At 52.8% G+C, this 22,610-nt stretch carries 19 protein-coding genes; 12 read left to right on the top strand and 7 right to left on the bottom strand.

Features of this window, described 5'->3' with window-relative positions:
- The 4 genes from mreC (at position 1) to rodA (ending at position 4,512) form a co-directional block, all read left to right on the top strand.
- Positions 1-843: a rod shape-determining protein MreC gene (gene mreC / locus D4L85_RS09830; RefSeq protein WP_119754153.1), complete on the top strand. Its 843-nt coding sequence runs from the start codon at positions 1-3 to the stop codon at positions 841-843.
- Positions 840-1,352, top strand: coding sequence for a Rod shape-determining protein MreD (locus tag D4L85_RS09825; RefSeq protein ID WP_174236150.1), 513 nt, complete (start codon positions 840-842; stop codon positions 1,350-1,352). Before mreC ends, D4L85_RS09825 begins: the two co-directional genes overlap by 4 nt.
- 71 nt (positions 1,353-1,423) lie before the next feature.
- On the top strand, positions 1,424-3,238 hold the full coding sequence (locus D4L85_RS09820) for a penicillin-binding transpeptidase domain-containing protein (protein WP_119754152.1): 1,815 nt from the start codon (positions 1,424-1,426) through the stop codon (positions 3,236-3,238).
- The gene (rodA, locus tag D4L85_RS09815) at positions 3,238-4,512 is read left to right on the top strand and encodes a rod shape-determining protein RodA (RefSeq protein WP_119754151.1); all 1,275 of its coding nucleotides are present in this window, start codon (positions 3,238-3,240) and stop codon (positions 4,510-4,512) included. The genes D4L85_RS09820 and rodA overlap by 1 nt, the downstream gene beginning before the upstream one ends.
- Positions 4,513-4,524: 12 nt before the next feature.
- On the opposite strand, the gene D4L85_RS09810 is transcribed toward rodA, so the two are convergent.
- Positions 4,525-5,211, bottom strand: a complete 687-nt coding sequence (locus tag D4L85_RS09810) for a DUF2306 domain-containing protein (protein WP_119754150.1) — start codon at positions 5,209-5,211, stop codon at positions 4,525-4,527.
- Positions 5,212-5,268: 57 nt separating this feature from the next.
- A complete protein-coding gene (locus tag D4L85_RS09805) occupies positions 5,269-6,372 on the bottom strand; it encodes a hypothetical protein (RefSeq protein ID WP_119754149.1) in 1,104 nt (367 codons plus the stop codon).
- A 38-nt stretch (positions 6,373-6,410) separates the two neighbouring features.
- Between D4L85_RS09805 and D4L85_RS09800 the strand changes: the two genes are divergently transcribed.
- The 4 genes from D4L85_RS09800 to recO all read left to right on the top strand — a co-directional run bounded on the left by D4L85_RS09800 (position 6,411) and on the right by recO (position 10,487).
- Positions 6,411-6,827 carry a 2Fe-2S iron-sulfur cluster-binding protein gene (locus tag D4L85_RS09800; RefSeq protein ID WP_228450838.1) on the top strand — a complete coding sequence of 139 codons (417 nt, stop codon included), beginning with the start codon at positions 6,411-6,413 and terminating at the stop codon, positions 6,825-6,827.
- A gap of 84 nt (positions 6,828-6,911) precedes the next feature.
- Positions 6,912-7,508 carry a thymidine kinase gene (locus D4L85_RS09795; protein WP_119754148.1) on the top strand — a complete coding sequence of 199 codons (597 nt, stop codon included), beginning with the start codon at positions 6,912-6,914 and terminating at the stop codon, positions 7,506-7,508.
- A 2-nt stretch (positions 7,509-7,510) separates the two neighbouring features.
- Complete coding sequence (gene porZ / locus D4L85_RS09790) at positions 7,511-9,742, top strand: type IX secretion system anionic LPS delivery protein PorZ (protein ID WP_160143637.1); 2,232 nt, start codon at positions 7,511-7,513, stop codon at positions 9,740-9,742.
- Positions 9,743-9,818: 76 nt separating this feature from the next.
- On the top strand, positions 9,819-10,487 hold the full coding sequence (recO, locus tag D4L85_RS09785; protein ID WP_119754146.1) for a DNA repair protein RecO: 669 nt from the start codon (positions 9,819-9,821) through the stop codon (positions 10,485-10,487).
- Between the two features lie 81 nt (positions 10,488-10,568).
- On the opposite strand, the gene D4L85_RS09780 is transcribed toward recO, so the two are convergent.
- A complete protein-coding gene (locus D4L85_RS09780) occupies positions 10,569-11,312 on the bottom strand; it encodes a superoxide dismutase (protein ID WP_119754145.1) in 744 nt (247 codons plus the stop codon).
- 80 nt (positions 11,313-11,392) lie between these two features.
- On the opposite strand from D4L85_RS09780, the gene D4L85_RS09775 reads away from it, so the two are divergent.
- Positions 11,393-12,364, top strand: a complete 972-nt coding sequence (locus tag D4L85_RS09775; RefSeq protein WP_119754144.1) for an isopenicillin N synthase family dioxygenase — start codon at positions 11,393-11,395, stop codon at positions 12,362-12,364.
- 24 nt (positions 12,365-12,388) lie between these two features.
- Positions 12,389-13,588, top strand: a complete 1,200-nt coding sequence (chrA, locus tag D4L85_RS09770) for a chromate efflux transporter (RefSeq protein ID WP_119754143.1) — start codon at positions 12,389-12,391, stop codon at positions 13,586-13,588.
- Between the two features lie 64 nt (positions 13,589-13,652).
- Here chrA and D4L85_RS09765 read toward each other — a convergent pair whose 3' ends face one another.
- The gene (locus tag D4L85_RS09765; RefSeq protein WP_119754142.1) at positions 13,653-14,384 is read right to left on the bottom strand and encodes a hypothetical protein; all 732 of its coding nucleotides are present in this window, start codon (positions 14,382-14,384) and stop codon (positions 13,653-13,655) included.
- A 73-nt stretch (positions 14,385-14,457) separates the two neighbouring features.
- Between D4L85_RS09765 and D4L85_RS09760 the strand changes: the two genes are divergently transcribed.
- Positions 14,458-14,862, top strand: a complete 405-nt coding sequence (locus D4L85_RS09760) for an OsmC family protein (protein WP_119754141.1) — start codon at positions 14,458-14,460, stop codon at positions 14,860-14,862.
- Here D4L85_RS09760 and ytxJ read toward each other — a convergent pair.
- The 3 genes from ytxJ to D4L85_RS09745 all read right to left on the bottom strand — a co-directional run bounded on the left by ytxJ (position 14,852) and on the right by D4L85_RS09745 (position 19,401).
- A complete protein-coding gene (ytxJ, locus tag D4L85_RS09755; protein WP_119754140.1) occupies positions 14,852-15,193 on the bottom strand; it encodes a bacillithiol system redox-active protein YtxJ in 342 nt (113 codons plus the stop codon). The two genes, D4L85_RS09760 and ytxJ, sit on opposite strands and share 11 nt — an antisense overlap.
- Before the next feature lie 5 nt (positions 15,194-15,198).
- Entirely contained in the window at positions 15,199-17,232 is a 2,034-nt protein-coding gene (locus D4L85_RS09750; RefSeq protein WP_160143636.1) for a hypothetical protein, read from the bottom strand.
- A 189-nt stretch (positions 17,233-17,421) separates the two neighbouring features.
- Positions 17,422-19,401, bottom strand: coding sequence for an alpha-ketoacid dehydrogenase subunit alpha/beta (locus D4L85_RS09745; RefSeq protein WP_119754138.1), 1,980 nt, complete (start codon positions 19,399-19,401; stop codon positions 17,422-17,424).
- A gap of 125 nt (positions 19,402-19,526) precedes the next feature.
- Between D4L85_RS09745 and D4L85_RS09740 the strand changes: the two genes are divergently transcribed.
- Positions 19,527-22,556: a sensor histidine kinase gene (locus D4L85_RS09740; protein WP_119754137.1), complete on the top strand. Its 3,030-nt coding sequence runs from the start codon at positions 19,527-19,529 to the stop codon at positions 22,554-22,556.
- The last annotated feature ends 54 nt before the right edge of the window (positions 22,557-22,610 follow it).

Here is a 22,610-nt window from a genome sequence, read left to right as displayed (position 1 = left end):
ATGGAGCGGCTCCTTCTGTTTGTTTATCAAAACCGCGCCTTTTTTTCCTTTCTAGCATTAGAGATTTTTTGCGCCTGGCTGATCGTGCAGAACAATCAGTACCAGGGCACCAAGTTCTTTAATTCCTCCAATGGGCTCGTCGCCACCATGAACAACTTCTCGCAAGGGGTGCGCGACTATTTCCAGCTTAGCGAAGTGAACCGGATGCTGGCCGAAGAAAACGCCGCCCTTAAAAAGCAGCTGGGCCGTCCCGGGCATCCCCTGGTCTATCCCCTGGATTCACTGACCATCCGCGACTCGGTGATGGTGAAACAATACGATTTCATCAGCGCCAAGGTGGTCAACAACCATGTTGACTTCTTTAAAAACTACATCACCATCGACAAGGGGAGAGACGCCGGCCTGGAAGCGGGCATGGGCGTGATCAGTCCTTTGGGCGTGGTGGGCAAAGTAAAAACCGTGTCCAGCCACTACAGCGTGGTCACCTCCATTTTGCACATCGACTGGATGGTGTCGGCGCTGCTGAAGCGCACCGGCGATTTCGGCACCGTGCAATGGCAAGGCAGCGATCCGGATCATATCATCCTAAAATACATTCCACCCCACGTCAAGCCCATCGTGGGCGATTCGGTGGTCACCTCCGGCTTCAATGCCATCTTCCCCGAAGGCGTCATGATCGGTGTGGTGGACGATGTGAAGCTTCGCAATGGAGCGCTTTTCTATGACCTGCAGGTGAAACTGAGCCAGGACTTCCGGAAGCTGTCTTTCGTGACCCTGGTCAAAAACAATCTGCAGCAAGAGCAGGATTCGGTGGAACAGGTTATTCTTAAACTGGAACGATGAGCAGGTTCAGCATCTTAAGCATCATATCCTTTTTCATTTACCTGTTCTACCAGGTATTGATCCTGCAAAACGTGGTGCTGTGGCACACCGCCTTTTGTTTTTTGTATGTGGCCTATCTGCTGGTGCTCCCCGTGGAAACCAACCCGCTCATCCTGATGGGCATCGGGTTTATGATGGGCTTCACGGTAGACCTCTTTTACGAGAGCATCGGGCAGCACGCATTCGCCTGCGTGCTCATTATGTACGTGCGCAACTATTGGCTCAATAATCTTACACCGCAAGGCGGTTACGACAGCGGTGCCGTACCTTCGCTGTCGTATGGCGCGCAATGGTTCGTGGTCTACATCACACCCATGCTGTTCCTGCACCACGTGGTGCTGTTCTATATAGAGGCCGGTGGCTTCGGTATGTTTTGGTTCACGCTGTGGAAAGCAATTACCAGCACTTTTTTTACTTTGTTTGTAATTTTAATTGCGCAGTTCTTGTTCCCCAGCGGAAGAGGTCGCTAAGCTTTGCGCGCGACATGTGTCCTTTGTATTTTTTTTACGCCCGGTAGAAGGATTTAAAATTTTGTCGAAAAATGAATGAAGGCAGGAAAGAAATAATTCAGATCGTCTTTGTGCTGGTGGCCCTCATCTTCCTGGTGAAACTTTTCTTTATCCAGGTGCTGGACGACCGCTATGCCCAGTTGGCTAACAGCAACGCCATCTTACGCCAGATCGACTATCCCGTGCGCGGCCTGATCCGCGACCGCCACGGCAAGCTCATTGTATATAACACACCCGAATTCGATCTCCAGATCATCCACCGCGAAGTGAAGAACCTGGACACCGCCCGTTTCCTCGATGTCTTTTCGCTCACCCGTGCAGAGCTGCTTCAAACCTTCAAAGAATTGAAGCTGAAAAAGGAATATTCCCCGGTAAAACCCACCATCTTCCTGACGAAACTTTCCGCACGCGACTTTGCCAAGATCGAAGACAACATCGACGAGTTTCCCGGCTTCTACATCCAGGCCCGTACCACGCGCGCCTATAACGCCCAGGCGGCGGCCAATGCCATTGGGTATGTGAGCGAGATCTCGAAAACAAAACTGGAAAAAGATAAAACCGGCATCTATAAACAAGGTGACTACATCGGCCAAAGCGGCATCGAGGCCTATTACGAGCAATACCTCCGCGGCACCCGCGGCGTGCGTTTCAAACTCCGGAACGTTGATGGCATCGAAAAAGGATCTTTCCGCGACGGCGAAATGGACACCTTGTCCACCCCAGGCCAGGACTTAACTACGACCCTCGACCTGGAGCTTCAGAAATACGGCGAATACCTCATGAAGGGGAAATCCGGAAGTATTATCGCCATCGAACCGAGCACGGGCGAGATTTTGTCCATGGTCTCCGGTCCATCCTATGATCCCACGCTGTTGACGGGAAAGAACTACAGCTCCAACTTCGTGCTCATCAGCAATGATACCATGAAGCCGCTGTTCAACCGGCCCCTCATGGCCCAGTACCGTCCCGGATCCATCTTCAAAATTGCGCAGGCCATGGTGGCCTTGCAGGAAGGGGTGATCACACCGGAGACGCGCATCCGCTGCGACCGTTCCATCATCGACTGCCACGGCCCACATACCAATGAGGACCTGCGCGGGGCCATCACCAACTCTTGTAACCCCTATTTCCGCGACGTGCTCCGCCGCATGCTGAACAAGGGCAAGTCCAACAATCCGTTCGACGACACGCGCATCGGTCTGGCCGAATGGGACAAGCACATCGGCAGTTTCGGTTTTGGAAAGCGCCTTGGCATTGATTTGCCAAACGAGAAAAACGGATTGGTACCCAGCCCGGCCTTCTACGACCGTGCCTATGGTGGGCGGCCCTGGAAATTTTCAAACATTTACTCCATCGCGATCGGTGAGGGCGAAAACCTCGTGGTGCCGCTACAGATGGCCAACTTTGCGGCCACAGTGGCCAACAAAGGATATTACATCACGCCACATCTCGTGAAGTCCATTGGCAATTCCGGCAAACCCTTGCCTGCGTATATAGAAAAGCACTACACTACCATCGATTCGATGTACTTCAGGGTAGCGGCCGACGCGATGCAGCGCGTGGTGGAAGAGGGAACGGGCCAGTACCGGGCCAAACTGAAAGATGTTATTGTGTGTGGCAAGACCGGAACCGTTCAGAACGATCCGAAGCCTGCGCACGCCGTGTTCATTGCCTTCGCTCCGAAAGAAAATCCGCGGATCGCCGTTTCTGTGTATGTTGAATCCGCCGGTCAGGGTGGACGTTCCGCGGCCTCTATCGCCAGTTTGATGATTGAGAAATACTTGTACGGCGCCACGCAGCGTCCGCAAATCGAGGAATATGTGTTGAAAGGAAAATTCCTGAACTGATGAGAAACAACAACGACATCATATCCGACAAGATGGATTGGGTGACCGTGGCGCTCTATTTCGCCATTGTCTTCCTGGGATGGATCAACATCTACGCGGTTACCTACGACCAGGCCAAGAGCATTTCGATCTTCAATGTCGATATCAACTCGGGGCGGCAACTTATTTTCATTGTTGGTTCTATTTTTATTATCCTGGCCATTCTCATCATCGACATGCGGTTTTACGAAACCTTCGCGTATGTCATCTATGGGGCGATCCTCTTCCTGTTGTTGCTGGTGCCGATCATCGGAAAAGAAGTGGGTGGTAACAAGGCTTGGTTGGGCATTGGATCGTTTGGTGTTCAACCTTCGGAGTTCGCCAAATTCGCCACGGCGCTGGCCGTGGCCAAGTATATCGGTTCCGTTGGGTTTAGGATGGACCAATTGCGCAACCAGATCATTCTCTTTGCCATGATCGGGGCATCGATGTTGCTCATCCTGTTGCAAAAGGATACGGGTACCGCACTGGTGTTCACCGTTTTCACGTTAGTCTTTTTCCGCGAAGGCATGTCGCCGATGCTAATCATTTGTGGCGTGGCTGCAGCAGCGATCTTTATCCTCACGCTGCTGGTCAAGTCATACTACCTGTTCGGCGCGATCGTTATTGCACTGCTCGTAGCCATTATCATGGGCAAGAAAAAGCCAAAGCGTATTGCCACACTCACGATCATAGCTTTCGCTTTGTGCGGGGTGATCAAGAGCGTGGATTACGTGGTGACGAACGTGTTGCGCCCCCACCAACAAAACCGGATCAAGGCACTCATCAATCCCGATGCCGACCCGCTTGGATTTGGATGGAACGTGACCCAGTCAAAGATCGCCATCGGCAGCGGCGGATTCCTGGGGAAAGGATTTTTGAAAGGCACACAAACCAAGTTCGACTTCGTGCCCGAGCAGAGCACCGACTTTATTTTCTGCACGATCGGCGAGGAGCACGGCTGGCTGGGAAGCCTCTTCATCATGGCCCTCTTCGTAGGGTTGCTGCTGAGGATTGTGTTTTTGGCGGAGCGACAGAAAAATCGCTTTGCGCGGGTGTATGGCTATTCGGTGGCGTGCATTTTCTTTTTCCACTTCGCCGTCAACATCGGGATGACCATCGGGTTGTTCCCTGTGATCGGGATTCCATTGCCGTTCTTTAGCTATGGCGGATCTTCGTTGTGGGGCTTTACGATCCTGTTGTTTATCCTGCTCAAGCTGGACATTCACCGGATGCAAGTATTGCAGCGGATCTAACGTTTCCTCTATCTATTTCTTTGTTTCGCTTTCGGCGGCCGCAGGTACCGGGATCATTTCACCGCGATGGTGTCGCGACCAGCGCACGATGAGTGGTACCAAAATTACTGTAGGGGAAAGCCAGGCGACGAGGGGCGGTGCGAACGTGTTGTTGTTCACCACAAGAAATGCTGTGAGTGCCGCGATGTAGCAGCCGATCATTCGTTGCAAATGCGCAACGAGCCAGAATCTTTTGCTGTCTATGGTATGCCGATAATAGCGCACATCTTTTTGTGCGAGCCTCAGACCAAAAAATCCAAAAACGAGGAAGACTACGCCAAACTGTTCTCCCTTCCATAACTGATACGCACCCAATCCCATAAATCCGAAACCGAAGACAATCATGCTCAGGGTAAGGATCCAGTCGATCACCGCCGGCTGTTGGCCTTCGCCAAGCTTTTTCAGATACAGGTAACGCTCACCCGTGCCGACCAGGTACAATGTGAACACGCCCACCATGAATAGGAAATAATTGGGATGCAGCGCCGATAACAACAGAGAAGATGCTCCCGCCGTGATCATGGCAAAAAGAAAGGCCTTGCCCACCCTGCGATGAAGCCTGTCGCCCTTGCTTTTGATGATGTTGATGGTGCCGGCGATCAATCCGATGGCGCCTCCGGAAATATGAAGGAACAGAACAATCTTGAAGAGTTTTTCCATCGGTTTAGGTTAGGTGATAAAATGAAAGATGCCGGGAAAGGACTTTGCGGGTGGTGTTTACAGGAATCGTCTTTCCACCAGCTCCATAAATTCATGAAACTCTTCGCTGTCGTGGTCCCAACCGGCGGCGTGTTCTTCTTCGATGTAGCGCATAGCCCCTTTGATGTTGTCGTACCGATCGAGTTGGTCGATGGCGCGGCTGAACAATTCGAAGTCACCGTGAAAGAGCACCTTGGTGAACATGAATTTTTGGTTGATGGTGAGGCTGTCTTTGATCTTCCCGATCTTTTGAAAATTGTCGATCACCGCCGCGCGGGGCTGTTGCTTGATGGATTCGTTCAGCGAGGGCTGGGGCACCGGGGGCTTTGGCTCGGGCGCTGGCTTGGGAGGCTGCGGCGCGGGTTTAGGAGGCTCGGGTGCAGGTGTTTCTTTTACCAGCGGCGTGATCAACGGCTGGCCTGGTTGCGGGCTGGCCGGAGGTGTGGGTCTGGGAGTCGTGGGCGGCGCCGTGAATTCGGGAGCCTGCATTTTGGACACATAAAATTTGTTTGCGTCCAGGGGCACCACAGCAGAGAATTTTTCCAGGTATTCCTCCACATCTTCCGGGTTGAAGTTCACTTCTTCCAGGATCTGGTCCAGGATGGCAAAGGCTTCGTTTCCGGAGATTTCCTTCACATCCCTTTCTTCCAGTTTTTGCAACATGCGCTCCAGCGGCGCCTTATTTATTTTCAGGTACTTGATCTCTTCACGAAAGGGCGCCACTTCCAGTTTATTGTTTTTTCCGGCCAAGACCATGGCAAAGAAATCGTAGGGATCGAACACGGCCAGCAGGGCCTGGCTCACGGCCTTTTTCAACAAGGGCGCAAAGTGGGCCTGGCCGATGGAAATGTTTTGCGACAACACCCGCATTAAATTCTCAAGCGAATCCTTCACTTCTTCGTTCTCATAGTCGAAGTAGGCGCTTTTCAGCTTCTTGGTCTCCTCCCGCCACGCCTTGAACAGCTCGCGCACGATAAAAAGATTTACCTGCTGTACGTTGCACAGCGACAGAATTTCCTGTCCCGTGATTTTTTCCTTCGAGGCAAAGAATCCCTTCAGCACTTTGTCGGCGTAGGCATCGCCATAGAGGGCGATGGCTTCCAGACTAATCTTTTCGTCCATGCGGTAATAGTCAGATTAATACTTTGGCTATAAAGTTAATGGATAATTCAGCAATGTGCACGTTCGGACCCTCCGGATCAACCCTGGTTTTTGCCGTTGAATTTTCCCTATTTCAATCTACCGAAAACGCCATGACCAAGCTCACGATCGAAAATCTTTTTCACCGCGAATTGGAGGTCCACGATCTCTCCAAAAGCCTGTTGCACCACCTGCACAGCCACGGGGTTGACTGGATGCACTCCTGCGGTGCCAAAGGCCGCTGCACCACCTGCAAAGCCATTGTCGTGAGCGGTCTGCAGCATCTTAACGCGCCCACGGCCCCGGAATTGCGATATCGCCAGGAGGGCCTGTTGCGGGAAAATGAACGGCTGGCGTGCCAGGCCACGCTACAGGATGATGTTTGCATCCGGGTGCCGGAATCGGGCAAGCTGCCCCACGTTCAGTACTCACCCTAAGTTCGCCCACGTTTCCGGTCAACCGCAGAAACTTTGCCCTTGCCTTCCACCCCACATCCGGCGACAACCTCTATCTTTAAGCCCATGTTTATCGAACCCCATCTTGGCGGAAAATCCAGGCGCGAACAGGCGGGCTGGATCGAAGTGATCGCCGGCTGTATGTTTTCCGGTAAGACCGAGGAGCTGATCCGCCGGCTCAACCGGGCCATCATTGCCAAACAATATGTGGAGATCTTCAAGCCCGTGATCGACCGGCGCTATCACCAGGAGCAGGTGGTGTCGCACAACGAAACCGCCATTCGCTGCACACCCGTCAATTTCGCCAACGACATTTTGCTGCTGGCCGGCACCTGCGATGTGGTGGGCATTGACGAGGCCCAGTTCTTTGACGATGCTATCGTAGACGTATGCAATACGCTGGCCAACCAGGGCAAGCGCGTGATCGTGGCGGGACTGGACATGGATTATGAAGGAAAACCTTTTGGCTCGATGCCGCAATTGCTGGCCGTGGCCGAGTTTGTCACAAAAGTTCACGCCATCTGTGCACAAACCGGCGAACTGGCGTCGTTCTCTTTCCGGTTGAGCGACAACGATGCGCAGGTGATGCTGGGCGAAAAAGGAGAATATGAGGCGCGCAGCCGGACCGCCTTCCTGCAAGGCATGAAAGAAAGAAAGAAATGAAAATGCCCCGTCTTCTTTGCCGGATCGTTACAGCTTTATTTTTAAGCTTCACTTTACTCCCTCACCCGGGTGCTGCCCAAGGCGACATCCCGTTGGGCAACTGGCGGATGCACATCTCCTATAACCAGATCAACAGCATCGCGCTAGGCAATCAAAAAGTGTACGCGGCAGCACGCAACGGTGTGATGGTATTTGACCGGGCCGACAACAGCATCACGACCTATTCAAAACTCGATGGTCTGAAAGGGCAAGCCATCACTTCCATTGCCTACGACGCCACTTCACAGACACTGCTCATCGCCTACGAGAATGGCATCCTGGATATTGTCGATAACCAACTGGTGATCACCAGTCTCGACCCCACAAAAAATTCCTCTCTTGCCGGTTCAAAGAAAATTAACAACATCACCCTTCGCAACAACGTCGCCTATCTCGCCGCAGACTATGGTGTGGTGCTCTTCGATGTCCGGAACAAACAGGTAAAAGAAACCTGGCGCGACTTGGGTGCCACTGGCGAAACACTGAAGATCCTGCAAAGCGCCTTCACAACCGACAGCGTTTTCCTGGCCACCGAAAAGGGCGTGATCGCCGGCAACCTCGACGACAACTTGCTGGATTTTAACAACTGGAAAAGATTTGACACCGGCGAATTCAATGCGTCTATCCAATCCGTTGCGTCGGTAAACGAAAAAGTTTACGCCGCCATCAACGCTTCGGGCATTTTTGAATACGGCAGTGGAAGCTGGACCAAAGAAACATTTTTGCAAGGCGCCACATTCCAATCCCTCAACGCGGCCGAATCGACGCTCATCATTGCGCAAGATGATAAGGTCTGGACGCTTTCCGCCTCCAATGCATTGTCGCTGGTGGCCGACAAGCTCATCACGCATCCCGCTATGGCCTTGCTGGACGCCGGCAAATTGTGGATCGGCGACGCCCTCAACGGCCTGGTCACGAACGCAAATGGCCCTTTCACCCGCTATGTACCCAACAGTCCCGCCAATGCCACAGCGGTCCGCCTGACGTCTCAAAATCAAGTGTTGTATGCCGCAGCCGGCGGACACACCGCTGATTTCAAAGGACAAGGCAACCCGGGCATACTCGATATGTTTCAACAAGGGTCCTGGTCGCTGGAGACCACGGCGTTGCAGGATCTCACCGATGTTGCTTACTCCGCGACGAGGCAATACGTATCATCTTTTGGATGGGGTGTGCAACAACGCGATGAACAAGGCACAGTAACGCTTTACGACGAGACCAATAGTCCGCTCGTTAATTCGACGCCACCGGATCGTCATGTGAACATCACCAGCCTGGCCGTTTCCGAAGACGGGTTGTGGGTTGCCAACTATGGCGCCGCAAAGCCGTTGCATTTGTTGAAGAGCGACAACACCTGGCAATCTTTTTCCTTTACGTATTCGGCGGCGCGCTTTCCAACAAAGTTGGCCACGGATCTTTATGGCAATGTCTGGGTCGTGCCCAACCCCGATTCCGGTGGTGGCCTGGTGGCGTTCAACAAAACCAAGTCGGTCTACCTCACCAACATTGCGAGCGCGGGCGGGTTACCCAGCAAGGCCGTGCGCTCCATCGCCATCGACCGCGACGGGCTGGTTTGGGTTGGAACTGACCAGGGCGTGGCGTACTTCATCGATCCTTATGGCGTCTATGACGGAGCGGTGGATGCCATCAAGCCGATTTTCGATGACCGCTTTCTGCTGAAGGACGATAAAGTAACGGCGATCGCCGTAGACGGAGGCAACCGGAAATGGATGGGCACCGAACGCGGGGTCTGGTTGTTCGGCCCGGATGGACAAAGTCAAGTCTATAATTTCACCACGGCAAACAGTCCCCTGCTCTCCAACGTGATCCGTGATATCGCGATCGATGGAAAAAGTGGGGAAGTTTTCTTTGCTACCGACGAAGGCATAGTGTCTTTTCGCGCCGATGCCACGGAAAGCACATCGACCTTTCAAACCGTGAAGATCTTTCCCAATCCCGTCTCCGCCGAGTTCGCCGGCACGGTGGGCATCACGGGGCTGGCGACGGACGCGATCGTGAAGATCACCGACATCACCGGCAAATTGATCTGGCAAACCCAGGCCAACGGCGGCACGGCCTCATGGAATGCCCTTGACTATACCGGGAAACGTCCGTCGACGGGGATCTATCTCGTGTTCAGTGCAACACCCGACGGAGCGGAAAGTGTTGTGGGCAAGATTGCCTTTGTTGATTAAGTGTAAAAAGAGATCTACGCAATAAAAATCATGGCGTAGTGAAGCGGTCCGTTCGGTTATCGCGTAACTTTCCGGCATGCTGCATAAGACCAGGGGCATCGTTTTCAGGTTTACGAAGTATGGCGAGACGTCCATCATTGTCAACATCTTCACGGAACTTTTCGGTTTGCAGAGCTACATCGTGAACGGTGTGCGGAGTAAATCTTCAAAGAATAAGATCGCGTTGTATCAACCGCTCACGTTGCTGGACATGGTGGTCTACCATCGGGAGAATGCCAACATCAACCGGATCAAAGAGGTGAAGTGCTTCTATCCCTATCAAACCATCCCGGTAGACATCAAGAAATCGGCCCTGGCCATTTTTATAAACGAAGTTTTGAATAAGACCGTGAAGGACGAGAGTCACGCGCAAGATTTGTGTGCCTTCCTCATGGAATCCTTGCAGGCTCTGGACCGGATGACGGAAAAAGCAGAGAATTTTCACCTCATGTTCCTCCTCAAGCTGAGCCGGCTTCTCGGATTTGGCGCGTATAACCTGATTGAAGTTTTGGGCCCACGAGCATCCGACGAAGAAACGGAACGGCTATTGGACCAACTTATTCATGCCGACTACAACACCTTTATCCCCCTGACCAATACACAGCGGCGGGCGATCCTTGAACTGTTGCTAAAATTTTATGCCGATCATATTGACACCTTTGGGGAGATGCGGTCGGTACAAGTATTGCGCGATGTGATGGGCTAATTCAAAAAACGGTGGGGCATTTTCAAAAAAAAGAAGGTGGAACACGCCACCTTCTTTTTTTATAGATTGAATCTAACCGGTCTATCCTAACCGTTTGGCCACTTCGTCCCAGTTTATTACGTTATACCAGGCAGCCACGTAGTCATTGCGTTTGTTTTGGTATTTGAGATAGTAGGCATGTTCCCACACGTCGAGTCCCAGGATCGGCGTGCCTTTCAATTCGCTGCTGTCCATCAGGGGATTATCCTGGTTTGGGCTGGAGCCGATCTTGAGTTTGCCGCCATCGCTGACCAGCCAGGCCCATCCGGAGCCAAAGCGGCCCATGGCGGCCTGGGTGAATTGTTCTTTGAATTTATCGAACGAACCGAACGCGCCGTTGATGGCATCGCCGATCTTTCCGGTGGGTCCGGCACCACCGGGAGGGCCCATCACTTGCCAGAAGAAGTTGTGATTCCAGGCACCACCGCCGTTGTTCTTAGCTTTGGGCGACAGTTTGGAGGCGTTGGCGAAGAATTCCTTCTCCGTTGCAAAGGTGATCTTATCGGCAGCAATGGCATCATTCACGTTCTTGATGTAGGCGGTATGATGCTTGTTGTAATGAATGTCCATGGTGGTGGCGTCGATGCTGGGCTCGAGCGCATTGTAGGCATAGGGCAACGCCACCTGCGAAAATTGCAGGGCAGTTAAAGTTTTTGTTTCAACGTTCGTATCTGAAGGTTTGGTAGAAAAGGCGGCTGTGGCCTTGGCAATGACCGGTGAACTCACTGTGGCCACTACCGTTGCCTTCAGTGAATTCTGAATAAACTTTCTGCGTGAGGTGTTCATAAATTGTGGTGCGTTTTGTCTGAAGTAAATTTACTTAAAAATCTTTAGCTTGCTGAACCAATTAACATCGCTCATTACCTATGGAAGAAATATTATATGACGAAATTCCATCGCTCGATCTCGCCGATTTTTATGGTGATGATCCCGCGAAGAAGAAAAAATTTGTCGCCGATCTTGGTGCCGCTTACCACAGCATTGGCTTCGCCGCCATTCGACATCATTTCCTAACAACCGAGATGCAGGATAAGTTATATGCAGCGATCAAAAAATATTTTGCCCTGCCCGATGAGGTGAAGAAAAGACACGAGCTCACCGGCCTGGCCGGACAACGCGGCTATACCGGTAAAGGCAAAGAACACGCAAAGGGAAGAAACACCGGCGACTTGAAAGAATTCTATCACGTGGGCCAGGAGTTGCCCCCGGCGGAGCTGGCCAAGGAAGGCTATCCCGAAAACATCTGGCCTGCCGAGGTGCCCGAGTTTGAAGCAGTGTCTACTGATGTGTTCCGCGCACTGGAAAAAACCGGCACCTATATGCTGCGCGCCATCGCGCTCTACCTGAACTTGCCCGAGCATTATTTCGATGACAAGATCAAACACGGCAACAGCATCCTTCGCCCCATTCACTACTTCCCGATCGAAAATCCCGATGCCGTTCCTGCCGACGCCGTACGCGCCGCCGAACACGGCGACATCAACCTCATCACGCTGCTCATGGGCGCCAGCGCCGACGGCCTCCAGGTGTTGCGTCGCGATGGCAAATGGATTCCCATCACAGCCTTGCCCGACCAATTGGTGGTAAACGTAGGCGACATGCTGGAACGTCTCACCAACAAAACCCTGAAGTCCACCATCCACCGCGTGGTGAACCCACCCCGGCAACTCATGAACACCCCACGCTACTCCATCCCGTTCTTTATGCACCCCCGGTCGGAGATGAGCCTGGCGGCGTTACCCCACTGCGTAAGCGCAGCACAACCGAAAGCCTGGCCCGACATCACGGCCGGCGAATTTCTGGATCAACGCCTTCGTGAAATTGGCTTGAAGAAATGACGACCACCACAAAGCCCTAACCTGGTGGTCCAACGCGTCCGATATTACCTTTTTCTGCGCGATGTGCTCAGCCTGGCCCTCACCACATTCGGAGGGCCGCAGGCGCACCTTGCGCATTTTCACAAGGTGCTCATCGACAAACGTCATTACCTCACGGAAGAGGAACTGATGGAGATCAACTCCCTCTGCCAGATCCTGCCCGGTCCAACGTCCACCCAAACGCTGACCGCCATCGGTTTCAAGATCGGCGGACCCAACCTGGCCTACCTCACGTTGCTGGTGTGGATCTTGCCCGCCGTTTCGCTGATGACGGCAGCCGCCATGATCATGTCGAGCATCGAGGCCAAGAACTGGTCGCTGGAGTTCACGCGGTTCATCCAGCCCATAGCCGTAGGGTTTGTGAGCTATGGTGCCTACATGATCAGTCAGAAGACGGTGACCACCAAAACGGGCATTGCCCTCATGGTCATGGCCGCGGTGGCTTCGTATTTTTTACAAACCCCATACGTATTTCCGATCATCCTCGTGGTCTCCGGATTGATCACCGCCTTAAAATATAAAGCACAGCCCAAGGAATTGGATCGAAAAAAAGTAATTGTGCCTTGGAATAACTTTCTGCTCTGGGCAGGCGTGCTCATTTTTGCCGCCGTGTTGGGCGCGATCACGAAGGCATTGCCGGTCCGATTGTTTGAAAATTTTTATCGCAACGGGAGCCTGGTGTTTGGGGGAGGACAGGTGCTGGCACCTTTGCTCTACACCGAGTTCGTTCAGTATGCACCAAAGCCCTACCACCCCACTTCGCACGAAGAATTTCTTTCGGGATACGCCATCGCACAATCCTTACCCGGGCCGGTGTTTTCTTTCAGTGCTTACATCGGCACGCTTTCCATGCGCGACCAGGGCACGCTGGGAAAATTATTAGGGGCGCTAGCTTCGGCGGGGGGCATCTTTTTGCCGGGTACGTTTCTGATCTTTTTCACGATCCGGTTTTGGGAGAGCTTAAAAAAATACAGGGCCGTGCGCGCATCGTTGGAAGGCATTACGGCGGCTAGCGCTGGATTAGTAGCGACGTCGGCAATCATCATGTTTCAGCCGCTGGAGAATACGCTATTGAATTTCTCCACGACCATCATAACGTTCCTGCTACTGGCCTTTACGCGCATTCCTTCCCCGCTGATCATTCTTGGCGGGTTGATCTTGGGCTTTCTGCTGAGGGGATTCTAAAAGGAATTTTGCCGAACGGCTCAACGACCATCCTAAACTAGCTTCTCAAAAAAATAAACAGAGATTATTTTCTACTGCCGTAGAAGAGGGTGAGGAACAGCGTGGGATACACGGCATAGTTCTTTGTGGAAGGCATCATTTCGATGGTGCTGGAATACGCATCGATTAAAAAGCCCGCTTCAAAACCCGTCACCTGGCTTTTGATCGTTCCCAACTCAAAGTTCATGGCCGCTTTGAAGTTCAGCCCGGGCTTGATCTTGGATTCCGACAAGCCTTCGAAAAGTCTTCCTGTGCCGGCGATGTAGTCGATGTTGATGTTCGGGTTATACGGGGCGCGCACGGTGTAGCTGCCTCCACCTTCCGGAAAATATTCAACGTAATAAGGTGCTACTACGCCAATGGTGGGACCAATGGCAAACACGCCTTTTATTTCAACGCCCTGGTGAGGAGCTTTTTTAAACAGGATGATATCGCGGCCATATTGCAGGCGGATGGCATAGAGATAATTCGATTTGCCGTAGATGAAAAGATTGCCGGTTTGGATGGAGTTGGTTCTTCTTTCCTGGGGATGTTTCACGTTCATCAATTCCAGGCCAAACGTCTCCAGAACGCGGTCATTGAGCTTGCGGGCTTTTTTGAACACGAGACCACCGATCAATCCTCCGGAAGTATTTTTGTTTATACCCCACGTAAATTCCGAACCGTATTCATAGCTGTCTTGTGTTTGGCCGTAGGTCCCCGCAACGATCAACACCAGGAAAAAGGTAAGGAGAGAAAACTTTTCGCGCCGCCGCATCTGTCTGAAATCTTTACGATAAATTTAGGGTTAAAATTACCTAACGCAAACACTAAACTCTAAGTTATTCTTTATGGTTTCCATGACCGGGTATTACAAGGGCGATTTAAGAACAGAAGTCACCCATCTTAAGTCGGGCAATGTGGTGATAACGGACGCGCCCCCCGATAACAACGGCAAAGGAGAGGCTTTTAGCCCTACCGACCTCACCTGCGCCTCCCTGAATAGCTGTATGATGACCCTAATGGGGATTTTGGCCCAACGCGAGAATATCGACCTGGCCGGCCTGCGTTCTGAGATCGTCAAGATCATGCACCCCTCTCCCCGCAGAATTCTGGAGGTCCAGATCACCTTCACCCACGACAACCTCGTGGCCACCGATGTTCAAAAAGAAAAGCTGCGACGCGCCGCGCTCACCTGCCCCGTGGCACTGAGCCTTTCGGAAAACATAAAGCAAACGGTAACATTTAACTTTTAAGCACGTCGCGGATGGCGCGGTAGTCGATGCCCATGTGCGACTCGTCATAGACGGCCGCGCCTTTTTCGATGATCAGCACCTGGGGCGATTCATGCTCCACCTCAAATTGGTCGGCAATGCGGTTGGAAATATCGCGGTTGTTGATCAGGTCCAGGAAATAGGGTTTGAGATGACCCATCTCCGATTCGTTCCAGTTGCGCTCCAGGCGATCCAGGGCCATGCGGCTCACGGAACAACGGGTGCTGTGTTTAAAGATCAGCACGGCCTTTTCTTTGGATTCCTCCAGGATTTGATCTACCTGTTGAGGGGATTTCAGCTCACTCCACTTCATAACTGTTAGTCGTTCCACATTCCCGCTTCACCTTTGTCATAACGGGGCTTTCTGCCCTTTTCTTTCAAGTGGTCAGGCTGTGTATCTTGTTTCTTGAATAAACGCGCCCACCATAGCTTAAAGTTCGTGAGCATATCCCTTTCGTCGTCAACGTTGTTTTTGTTGAGCTTGATAAATTTGGTATCGGGGTGTTGCTCTTTGTTTTTCGCAAAGAGTTTGAATTTTTGCATTTTGATGTTGCCCTGGTAGGCCGACGCGCGCGCGAATGCTTTGCCGGGCTCGCGGGTTTTCAGGGCTTCCTCCGAGCTGCTCGGGTTGCGAACGTAATCCCAATTACGCTTCATGCTGCGTGCATATTCGCTGGCTTTTACGGTCGCTTTGGATGGTTTTATACCGGGCATGGCGCCCTCGGCTGCATGAGGCTTTTTGCCGTATTCGCGTTGCTTCACTTTCACCTGCAGCTCACCCGCCTGGAAGGTGGCATCCGTCGGCTTTAATTTTAACAAGGCCTCATCCGCCGAGTTCTTGTTCCTGACATAGGGACGGCGTTTCACTTTGACCTGGAGACCCTGGGTGTCGTCGTTGAGCGGTGTCTTGGAGATGATCGGCTCTTCGTTGTTGTTCCACAATTTTCCACTCACGCTGCCACCACCTTTTTCCGGCCGGTGACCGCGAATGTTCCCTTGGAAAAGAGCCTCCCTGCCACCGTTCTTTGGATGCCTCACGATGATGGCGTGTTCCTTGTTGTTCCACAATTTTCCGCTCACGCTGCCACCACCTTTTTCAGGGCGACGAGCCCTGACATTTCCTGAGAACAACGCTTCCTTGCCATTGGTTTTGGGAGCGGTTCCGTCGAGCGGGCGGCCTTGGTTGTTCCACAGGCGGCCGCTCACGCTGCCACCTCCTTTGTCGGGGCGATGGCCTTTAATATTTCCTTGAAAGATTGCTATACCTGCTCCTTGTCTCGAAGGTCTACGCGACATTAAAGGTTGGCCATTGTTGTTCCATCCGCCGCTCACAGAGCCTCCACCGCCATAGATCTTTCTCCCTTTTGTGTGGTTTTGATAGCGGCGTATGCTCTCGTCGCTCCTTCCGGGTCCTTTCGGCGGTACGGGCATTCCTACTTGGCTCTCTCTCGGTTTTGTCTTCGCCTGGTAGCCCCGAGCTTTCCCGTAGACCGCTCCGGAGATCGACCGCGGCCGTTTTGATAAGATCGGCAGGCCTTCAACTCTTCTCTTGCTGCTAAAATTTCTTCCCCTCACCCTGCGGCCGGCCACATCGCCCGTCCATGCATTTTCGCCCCGGCGCATGGTGGTGCGATGACCACCCGCCGCAGGCCCTTTATAGGCCTTGTCGCCCAGGCGCGACTTTCTGCCGGCATAGGGATGGAACGTTGGGGCGATCACACGACCGCTGGAAGTTTGGGGTGTTCTCTTGCGTAGCGGTTTTCCTGCCAGGTCGCGCGTGGTGGCCTGCTCAGCCCTGCGCTTGGGACGCGGAAAGTTAGCGTAGACATTTATGCTTTTGCGCGCGGTAAATGCCCGAGAGCCAGACCGCGGTATGATGCGAGGTTTGGGACCTCCTTCTTTCGGAAGCGGGCCTTGAATTTTTTTCAGCCTCGCCAACGTGCCCCTGTTCGACATGGCTTGTTCCGTGTTGGATCTTGGGCGACCGGAAGAATTGTTCGTGTATCGGCTGTATTGAGGATAGACATTGCGTGCGCTTCCGGCTGATTCCCGGTTGCGAATGCGGCGCCCGGTAATGTCGCCACGCCACGCTTTTTGTTCATTCTTCCTAGGTTTGGGCGCCCAGAGGGGACGGATGGGTTTGCCCGGACGATCGGTACCCGATGCCCTGCGATGCGGCACATATGCATGCGCGTTGCCGGCGGAGGATCGCTCGCTGGATTTTATCCGTTTTTTATTTCTGGCTTTTCTTCCGGGTCCGCTGCCCCCGGATTTGCGGAAGGGCGTGCTAAAACGGCTCTCGCGGCTTGGCCGGTCGCCCTTCGAATTTTGACCAAATGAAGGGGCTGCCAAAAACATCAGAAGGATGCCCAGGACCAGGAATTTCCAGGTTGAAGAACGGACAGGAGTATGGTGCGCGATGGCGTTCAAAAAATGGTCTCAGAAACAGGCTAAGATAAGGAAAATTTATGATTGCTCTCCAGGGCCCGGCCCGGGCTATGAAAACGCCAGCCGAACCCCTTTTCTTTTCGACTGCCGGTATTAAAATTTCAACAGCTCTTCAAGGGCGTTTTTCAACCGGCCCTTGGGCAAAAAGTTCTGTTCCAGGGTCGGGGCAAAGGGTATGGCGGTATCCAGCGAGGCCACGCGCTTTACTGGGGCATCCAGCGACGAAAAGCAATGCTCGTTTATCCAGGCGCTGATCTCGGCGCCAATGCCGCCGGTCAATGTATCCTCATGCAGGATCAGCACACGGTTGGTTTTCTTCACGCTTTCGGCAACCATGTCTTTGTCCCAGGGCAACAAGGTGCGCAGGTCGACGAGGTCTATGGAAACGCCGTCTAATTCTGCGGCGATCTCGCGTGCCCAATGAACGCCCATGCCGTAGGTGATGACGGACACATCCGTTCCTTCGAGCAAGCGTTTTGCCTTGCCGATCTCCACGGTATAGTAATCGTCGGGGATGGTGTCTTTTATGGAGCGGTAGAGCAATTTGTGTTCAAAGTACATCACCGGGTTCGGGTCTTCAATGGCAGCACACAACAATCCCTTGGCATCATAAGGATCGGAAGGATAGACGATCTTGAGACCGGGCGTGTGAAAGAACCAGGCTTCGTTGCTTTGCGAATGGAAAGGACCTGCAGCCGTGCCCGCGCCGGTGGGCATGCGCACCACCACGTCGGCGTTCTGTCCCCAGCGCCAATAGGCTTTGGCCAGGTTGTTCACGATCTGGTTAAAGGCTTCTGTTACGAAATCGGCAAACTGCATTTCCACCATGGCCTTCATGCCCTTGATGGACAGTCCTAAACCCGCACCGGCAATCGCCGATTCGCAAATGGGCGTGTTGCGCACCCGTGGTTTGCCAAACTTTTCCACAAATCCTTCGGTGATCTTGAACACGCCCCCGTATTCGGCGATGTCCTGACCCATCAACACCAGGTTGTCGTAGCGCTCCATGCTTTGTCGCAGTCCGTCGCTGATGGCGTCGATGAATCGCTTCTCTGATTTTTGTTCTGATGCCGGTTCCACCACCGCTTGTTGAAACGGAGCATACACATCCGCCATCTCCACCTCGGTGTCGGCCGCGGGATGTTTTTCCTCGAAAGCAATGGCCAGGCCTTCTTCAATTTCTCTTTTTATGATCTGGCGAAGATCGTCCACATAGGCTTGGTCGATGATGCCTTCTTTGAGCAGGTATTGTTCGTAGTTGTCTACGGGATCTTTCTTGGCCCACTCTTCCATGAGGGCTTTGGGTACGTATTTCGTTCCCGATGCTTCCTCGTGTCCGCGCATGCGGAACGTCCGGCACTCCAGCAACACCGGGCGGGGTTGTTGGCGCATGTTTTCTGCGAGCAGCCGAACGGTGTCGTATACTTCCAGGATATTGTTACCGTCGATGCTGAGGGCATCGATGCCATAGCCGATGCCTTTGTCGGCAAAGCTCTCGCAGCGGAATTGTTCCTGGCTTGGGGTGGACAATCCATAGCCGTTGTTTTCGATAACGAAGATCACGGGAAGGTCCCACACCGCCGCCACATTCACGGCTTCGTGGAAGTCGCCTTCGCTGGTGCCCCCATCGCCGTTGAACACGACCGTGACCTTGTTTTCTGCTTTCAGTTTTGAGGCCAGGGCAATGCCATCGGCTACACCGTTTTGGGGACCGAGGTGTGAGATCATGCCGACGATGTGGTGCTCGTTCGTGCCGAAATGGAAAGAGCGGTCGCGGCCTTTGGTATAGCCCATGGGTGTGCCTTGCCATTGGGCAAACAGCCGGTCGAAAGGCATTTCACGGCCTGTAAAAACACCCAGGTTGCGGTGCATGGGCAAAATGTACTCATCCTTGTCCAGGGCTTGCGTGATGCCCACGGCGATGGCTTCCTGCCCGATGCCGCTGAACCATTTGCTGATGCGATTCTGCCGCAGCAGGATCAGCATTTTTTCTTCAATGAGGCGGGGACGGAGCAGGGCTTGGTAAAGACCTTTTAAGGTGCTGTCGCTAAGGTGCTTTTTCTGAAAGATCATATCGCGAATATGTGGCCGCAAAGTTAACCGAGTTTTCGAGTCCTGAATTGGGTGGAGCGTATTTACAAACCTTTGAAATTCAGGGAAAAACTTCTATACTGGTAGGGTATTCCTAGATCTAAACCATGCGTTTCGGCATCCTGGCCTTGTTTGTGTTAATTTTCTCAGGGCTGACCGCCCAGGAATACCGTTTTCGCCTCTACCGTGTTGAACAAGGCCTGCCCAGCGACGTGACCAAGGCCGTCGCCGAAGACTCCCTCAACTTCCTTTGGATGGCCACCGACGATGGTCTGGTGAAATACGACGGTCTTTCGTTCACCACCTACAAACACGCTTTTCGCAGCCAGTACATAAAAGGTTTTTTAAAAACGCGCAGCCGGCGATTGCTGGTCATCGGTGACCTGGACGTGGTGGAGATCCAAAACAAGATCGATACGGTGCTCTTCAAGACCTTGATTCAGGGTTCGCGCACGCCAACCGATTCTACGGTGTGGTCTCCCAAATCAATCTATGAAGATCGTCATGGTATTATCTGGCTGGGCGAGCCACAATCGGTGATGCGCTACGATGGAAAATCTGTCAAGCGTTTCAATTTCGGGGAAGCCAACCGCTCGCCCATCTTCATTCGATCGTTCAGTTTCTTTGAAGATTCGCACGATAATCTTTATGCGGTCTCCTACCAGGGAAATATTTTTCGCTACGACGATCTTCTGCGCGACTTTGTGCCCGTACCCGGCGAGTTGCCACGCAACGTAAACCATGTCTTGTTCTTCCAGGGCAAACTGCTGGTGGCCAGCGGCAGTGGGTTGTTCGAAGCAGAAATGGAAGATCTTCATATTAAAAGCGCCAAGAAGGTACTTCCCATTCTAAATGCATCCTACCTGATGGCCACCGACGATGCGTTGTGGGTATGCACCTATGACCAGGAGCTTTACCGCCTGTCGCACAACAACTACTTCGACCTGAAAGTACTGGACTATAGTTTCAAGGGGATCAACAGTTGCTATGCCAGCAGCGAAGGCGACATCTGGGTATCGACCGACAAGGGAATCGTGTTGGTGCAGAAAGAGATTTTTTTACAGGCCGACGTGAATTCCGAAGGCCACTTCATCGAAGGCATCGCCCACGACGGCAACCACCACCTCACCTACTACTGTACCAAAGAAACCCTTGTGGAATTAAAGCCCGCCACCGACGGCAGTTGGGAGCACACGTTGCGCTACAACAATAAAGATGCTTATTTCCAATCGCTCGCGTTCAACAAAAGAGGCTTGTGGGCCAGCAGCGTGTCGGATGTCTTTCTATTTGAGAATGGCGTTGTCAAAAAGCAATGGAACTTTGCCTCGCAGGGGAATTTTGTACACGACCTTTATATCGACAAACAAGACAACGTATGGCTGGGTCAGGCGGGAACAAACCGGGTCACGGTGATCACCGATTCGTTGACCGTCCGCCACTATGAAGTTCCGGTTTCCAGGCAAAGCGAGATCAACCTGGTGCGAGAAGGACCGGAGGGGATATATGTCGCGGCCAGCGGCGTGGGTGGATACTTGTTTCTCAAACCCCACAAAGCCTCTGCCTTTAAAAATGTTAGCCTCCCCGTTACGTTCCAGACGCACGGTGACTTCAACATTCAGGACATGGCCTTCCAGGGCAACATTCTTTGGATCGCATCGACAGAGGGATTGCTGCGCTATGATGGCCACACGATCAAACGGATAGAATTTGGCGAAGTGTTCTCCACCTTTTCCGTCAGCTCTGTGGAAACGCTTGACGGGCAGAATATCATTTTCTCCAATTCTTTCGGACTGTTTTGTTACAATGTAGTCTCCGGCGAGTTCGGTCTCTACGATGAGAACTCCGGGTTGCCCAGCAACGCCATCACCGATCACGGTCTCTCGATCGACCCCGACCGGGATGTGTGGATCGGTACCTCGTTCGGTTTGGGCTATACCCAGGAGTCGCTAACCGAAAACAAGAAGACCGTAAGACCTTATGCCGTCAGCGCGCAGGTAGACGCGAAGCATACCCCGTTTGTGAAGGGCGTGTACGCTCCTTACGGTTCTTTCATCAACATCCAGTTCTCGCCCATCACCTTTCCCGAAAATAAGATCAACCTGCAGTGGCGCATGCGGGGCGACAGCATGTGGCATAAAATGGAACATCACGAAGCGAGTCTGTCCAATCTTTCGGCCGGCAAGCACACCGTGGAGGTGCGTGCCAAAAAGAACATGGGTCTAGGATGGAGCGACACGCGCACGGTGGACGTTTATATCTCGCCGCCATTCTGGCAACGCGCCGAATTTATCATGCTGGTGCTTTGTGCCGTGCTGCTCATTTCGTGGGCCTCGTTCAGCGTCAGCTCGCGGATCATGCAAAAGCGCAAAGAGTTTCTTCAAAACCTGGTAAACAAACGGACGGAGGAGCTGCAAAAAGCAAATGAAGAGCTTACGGTACGCAACAATGAACTGGACCGTTTTGTCTACAGCGCCTCGCACGACCTGAGTGCACCGCTGAAATCCATCCTGGGTCTGATCCGCGTGGCGCGCCTCGACAATCCCGGCGACGGGCACAAAGAATACCTCACCATGATGGAACGCAGCGTGCTGAAGCTGGAGGAATTCATCAAAGACGTGGTGAGCTATTCGCGGAACACGCGCATGCCCGTGAAGCTGGAACCGTTCCGCTTCGACGATATGGTGAAAAGCATTTTACAAGATCTTCAATACTCCCCGGGTTTTGCCAAGATCCGGTTCGCCGTGAAAGACGAACTTCAGGCCGAGCTGATCAGCGACCCGATACGGGTACGGATCGTACTGAACAACCTGATCTCCAATGCCATTAAATTTCACCTGTTCGAGAACGGTCGCCAACCCTATGTGAATATCGAGCTGCGGTGTAAAGCCAAGCAATACCTGATCGTGGTGGAGGACAATGGCCAGGGCATCGAGGAAAAACACCTGGGACGTATTTTCGAGATGTTCTACCGCGCCACCGAAAATGCACAGGGCTCCGGATTGGGTTTGTATATTTTGAAAGAGACGGTCACCAAATTGGGTGGCTTTGTGGAGGTGCGATCCGTCTTTGGCGAAGGCGCAACCTTCACGATCACCCTGCCCGACCGGGTCCACCTCGAGCAGGTGCAGCCGGCCTAAACGCGGAAGACCGGCTTTCGGTTTCCCTCCTGAAACTTAATTTTTTGTTGACCA

The organism is Chryseolinea soli, assembly GCF_003589925.1.
GTDB lineage: Bacteria > Bacteroidota > Bacteroidia > Cytophagales > Cyclobacteriaceae > Chryseolinea > Chryseolinea soli.
Note: the sequence above shows the minus strand (reverse complement) of the source record. Positions and strands in the feature narration are given on the sequence as shown.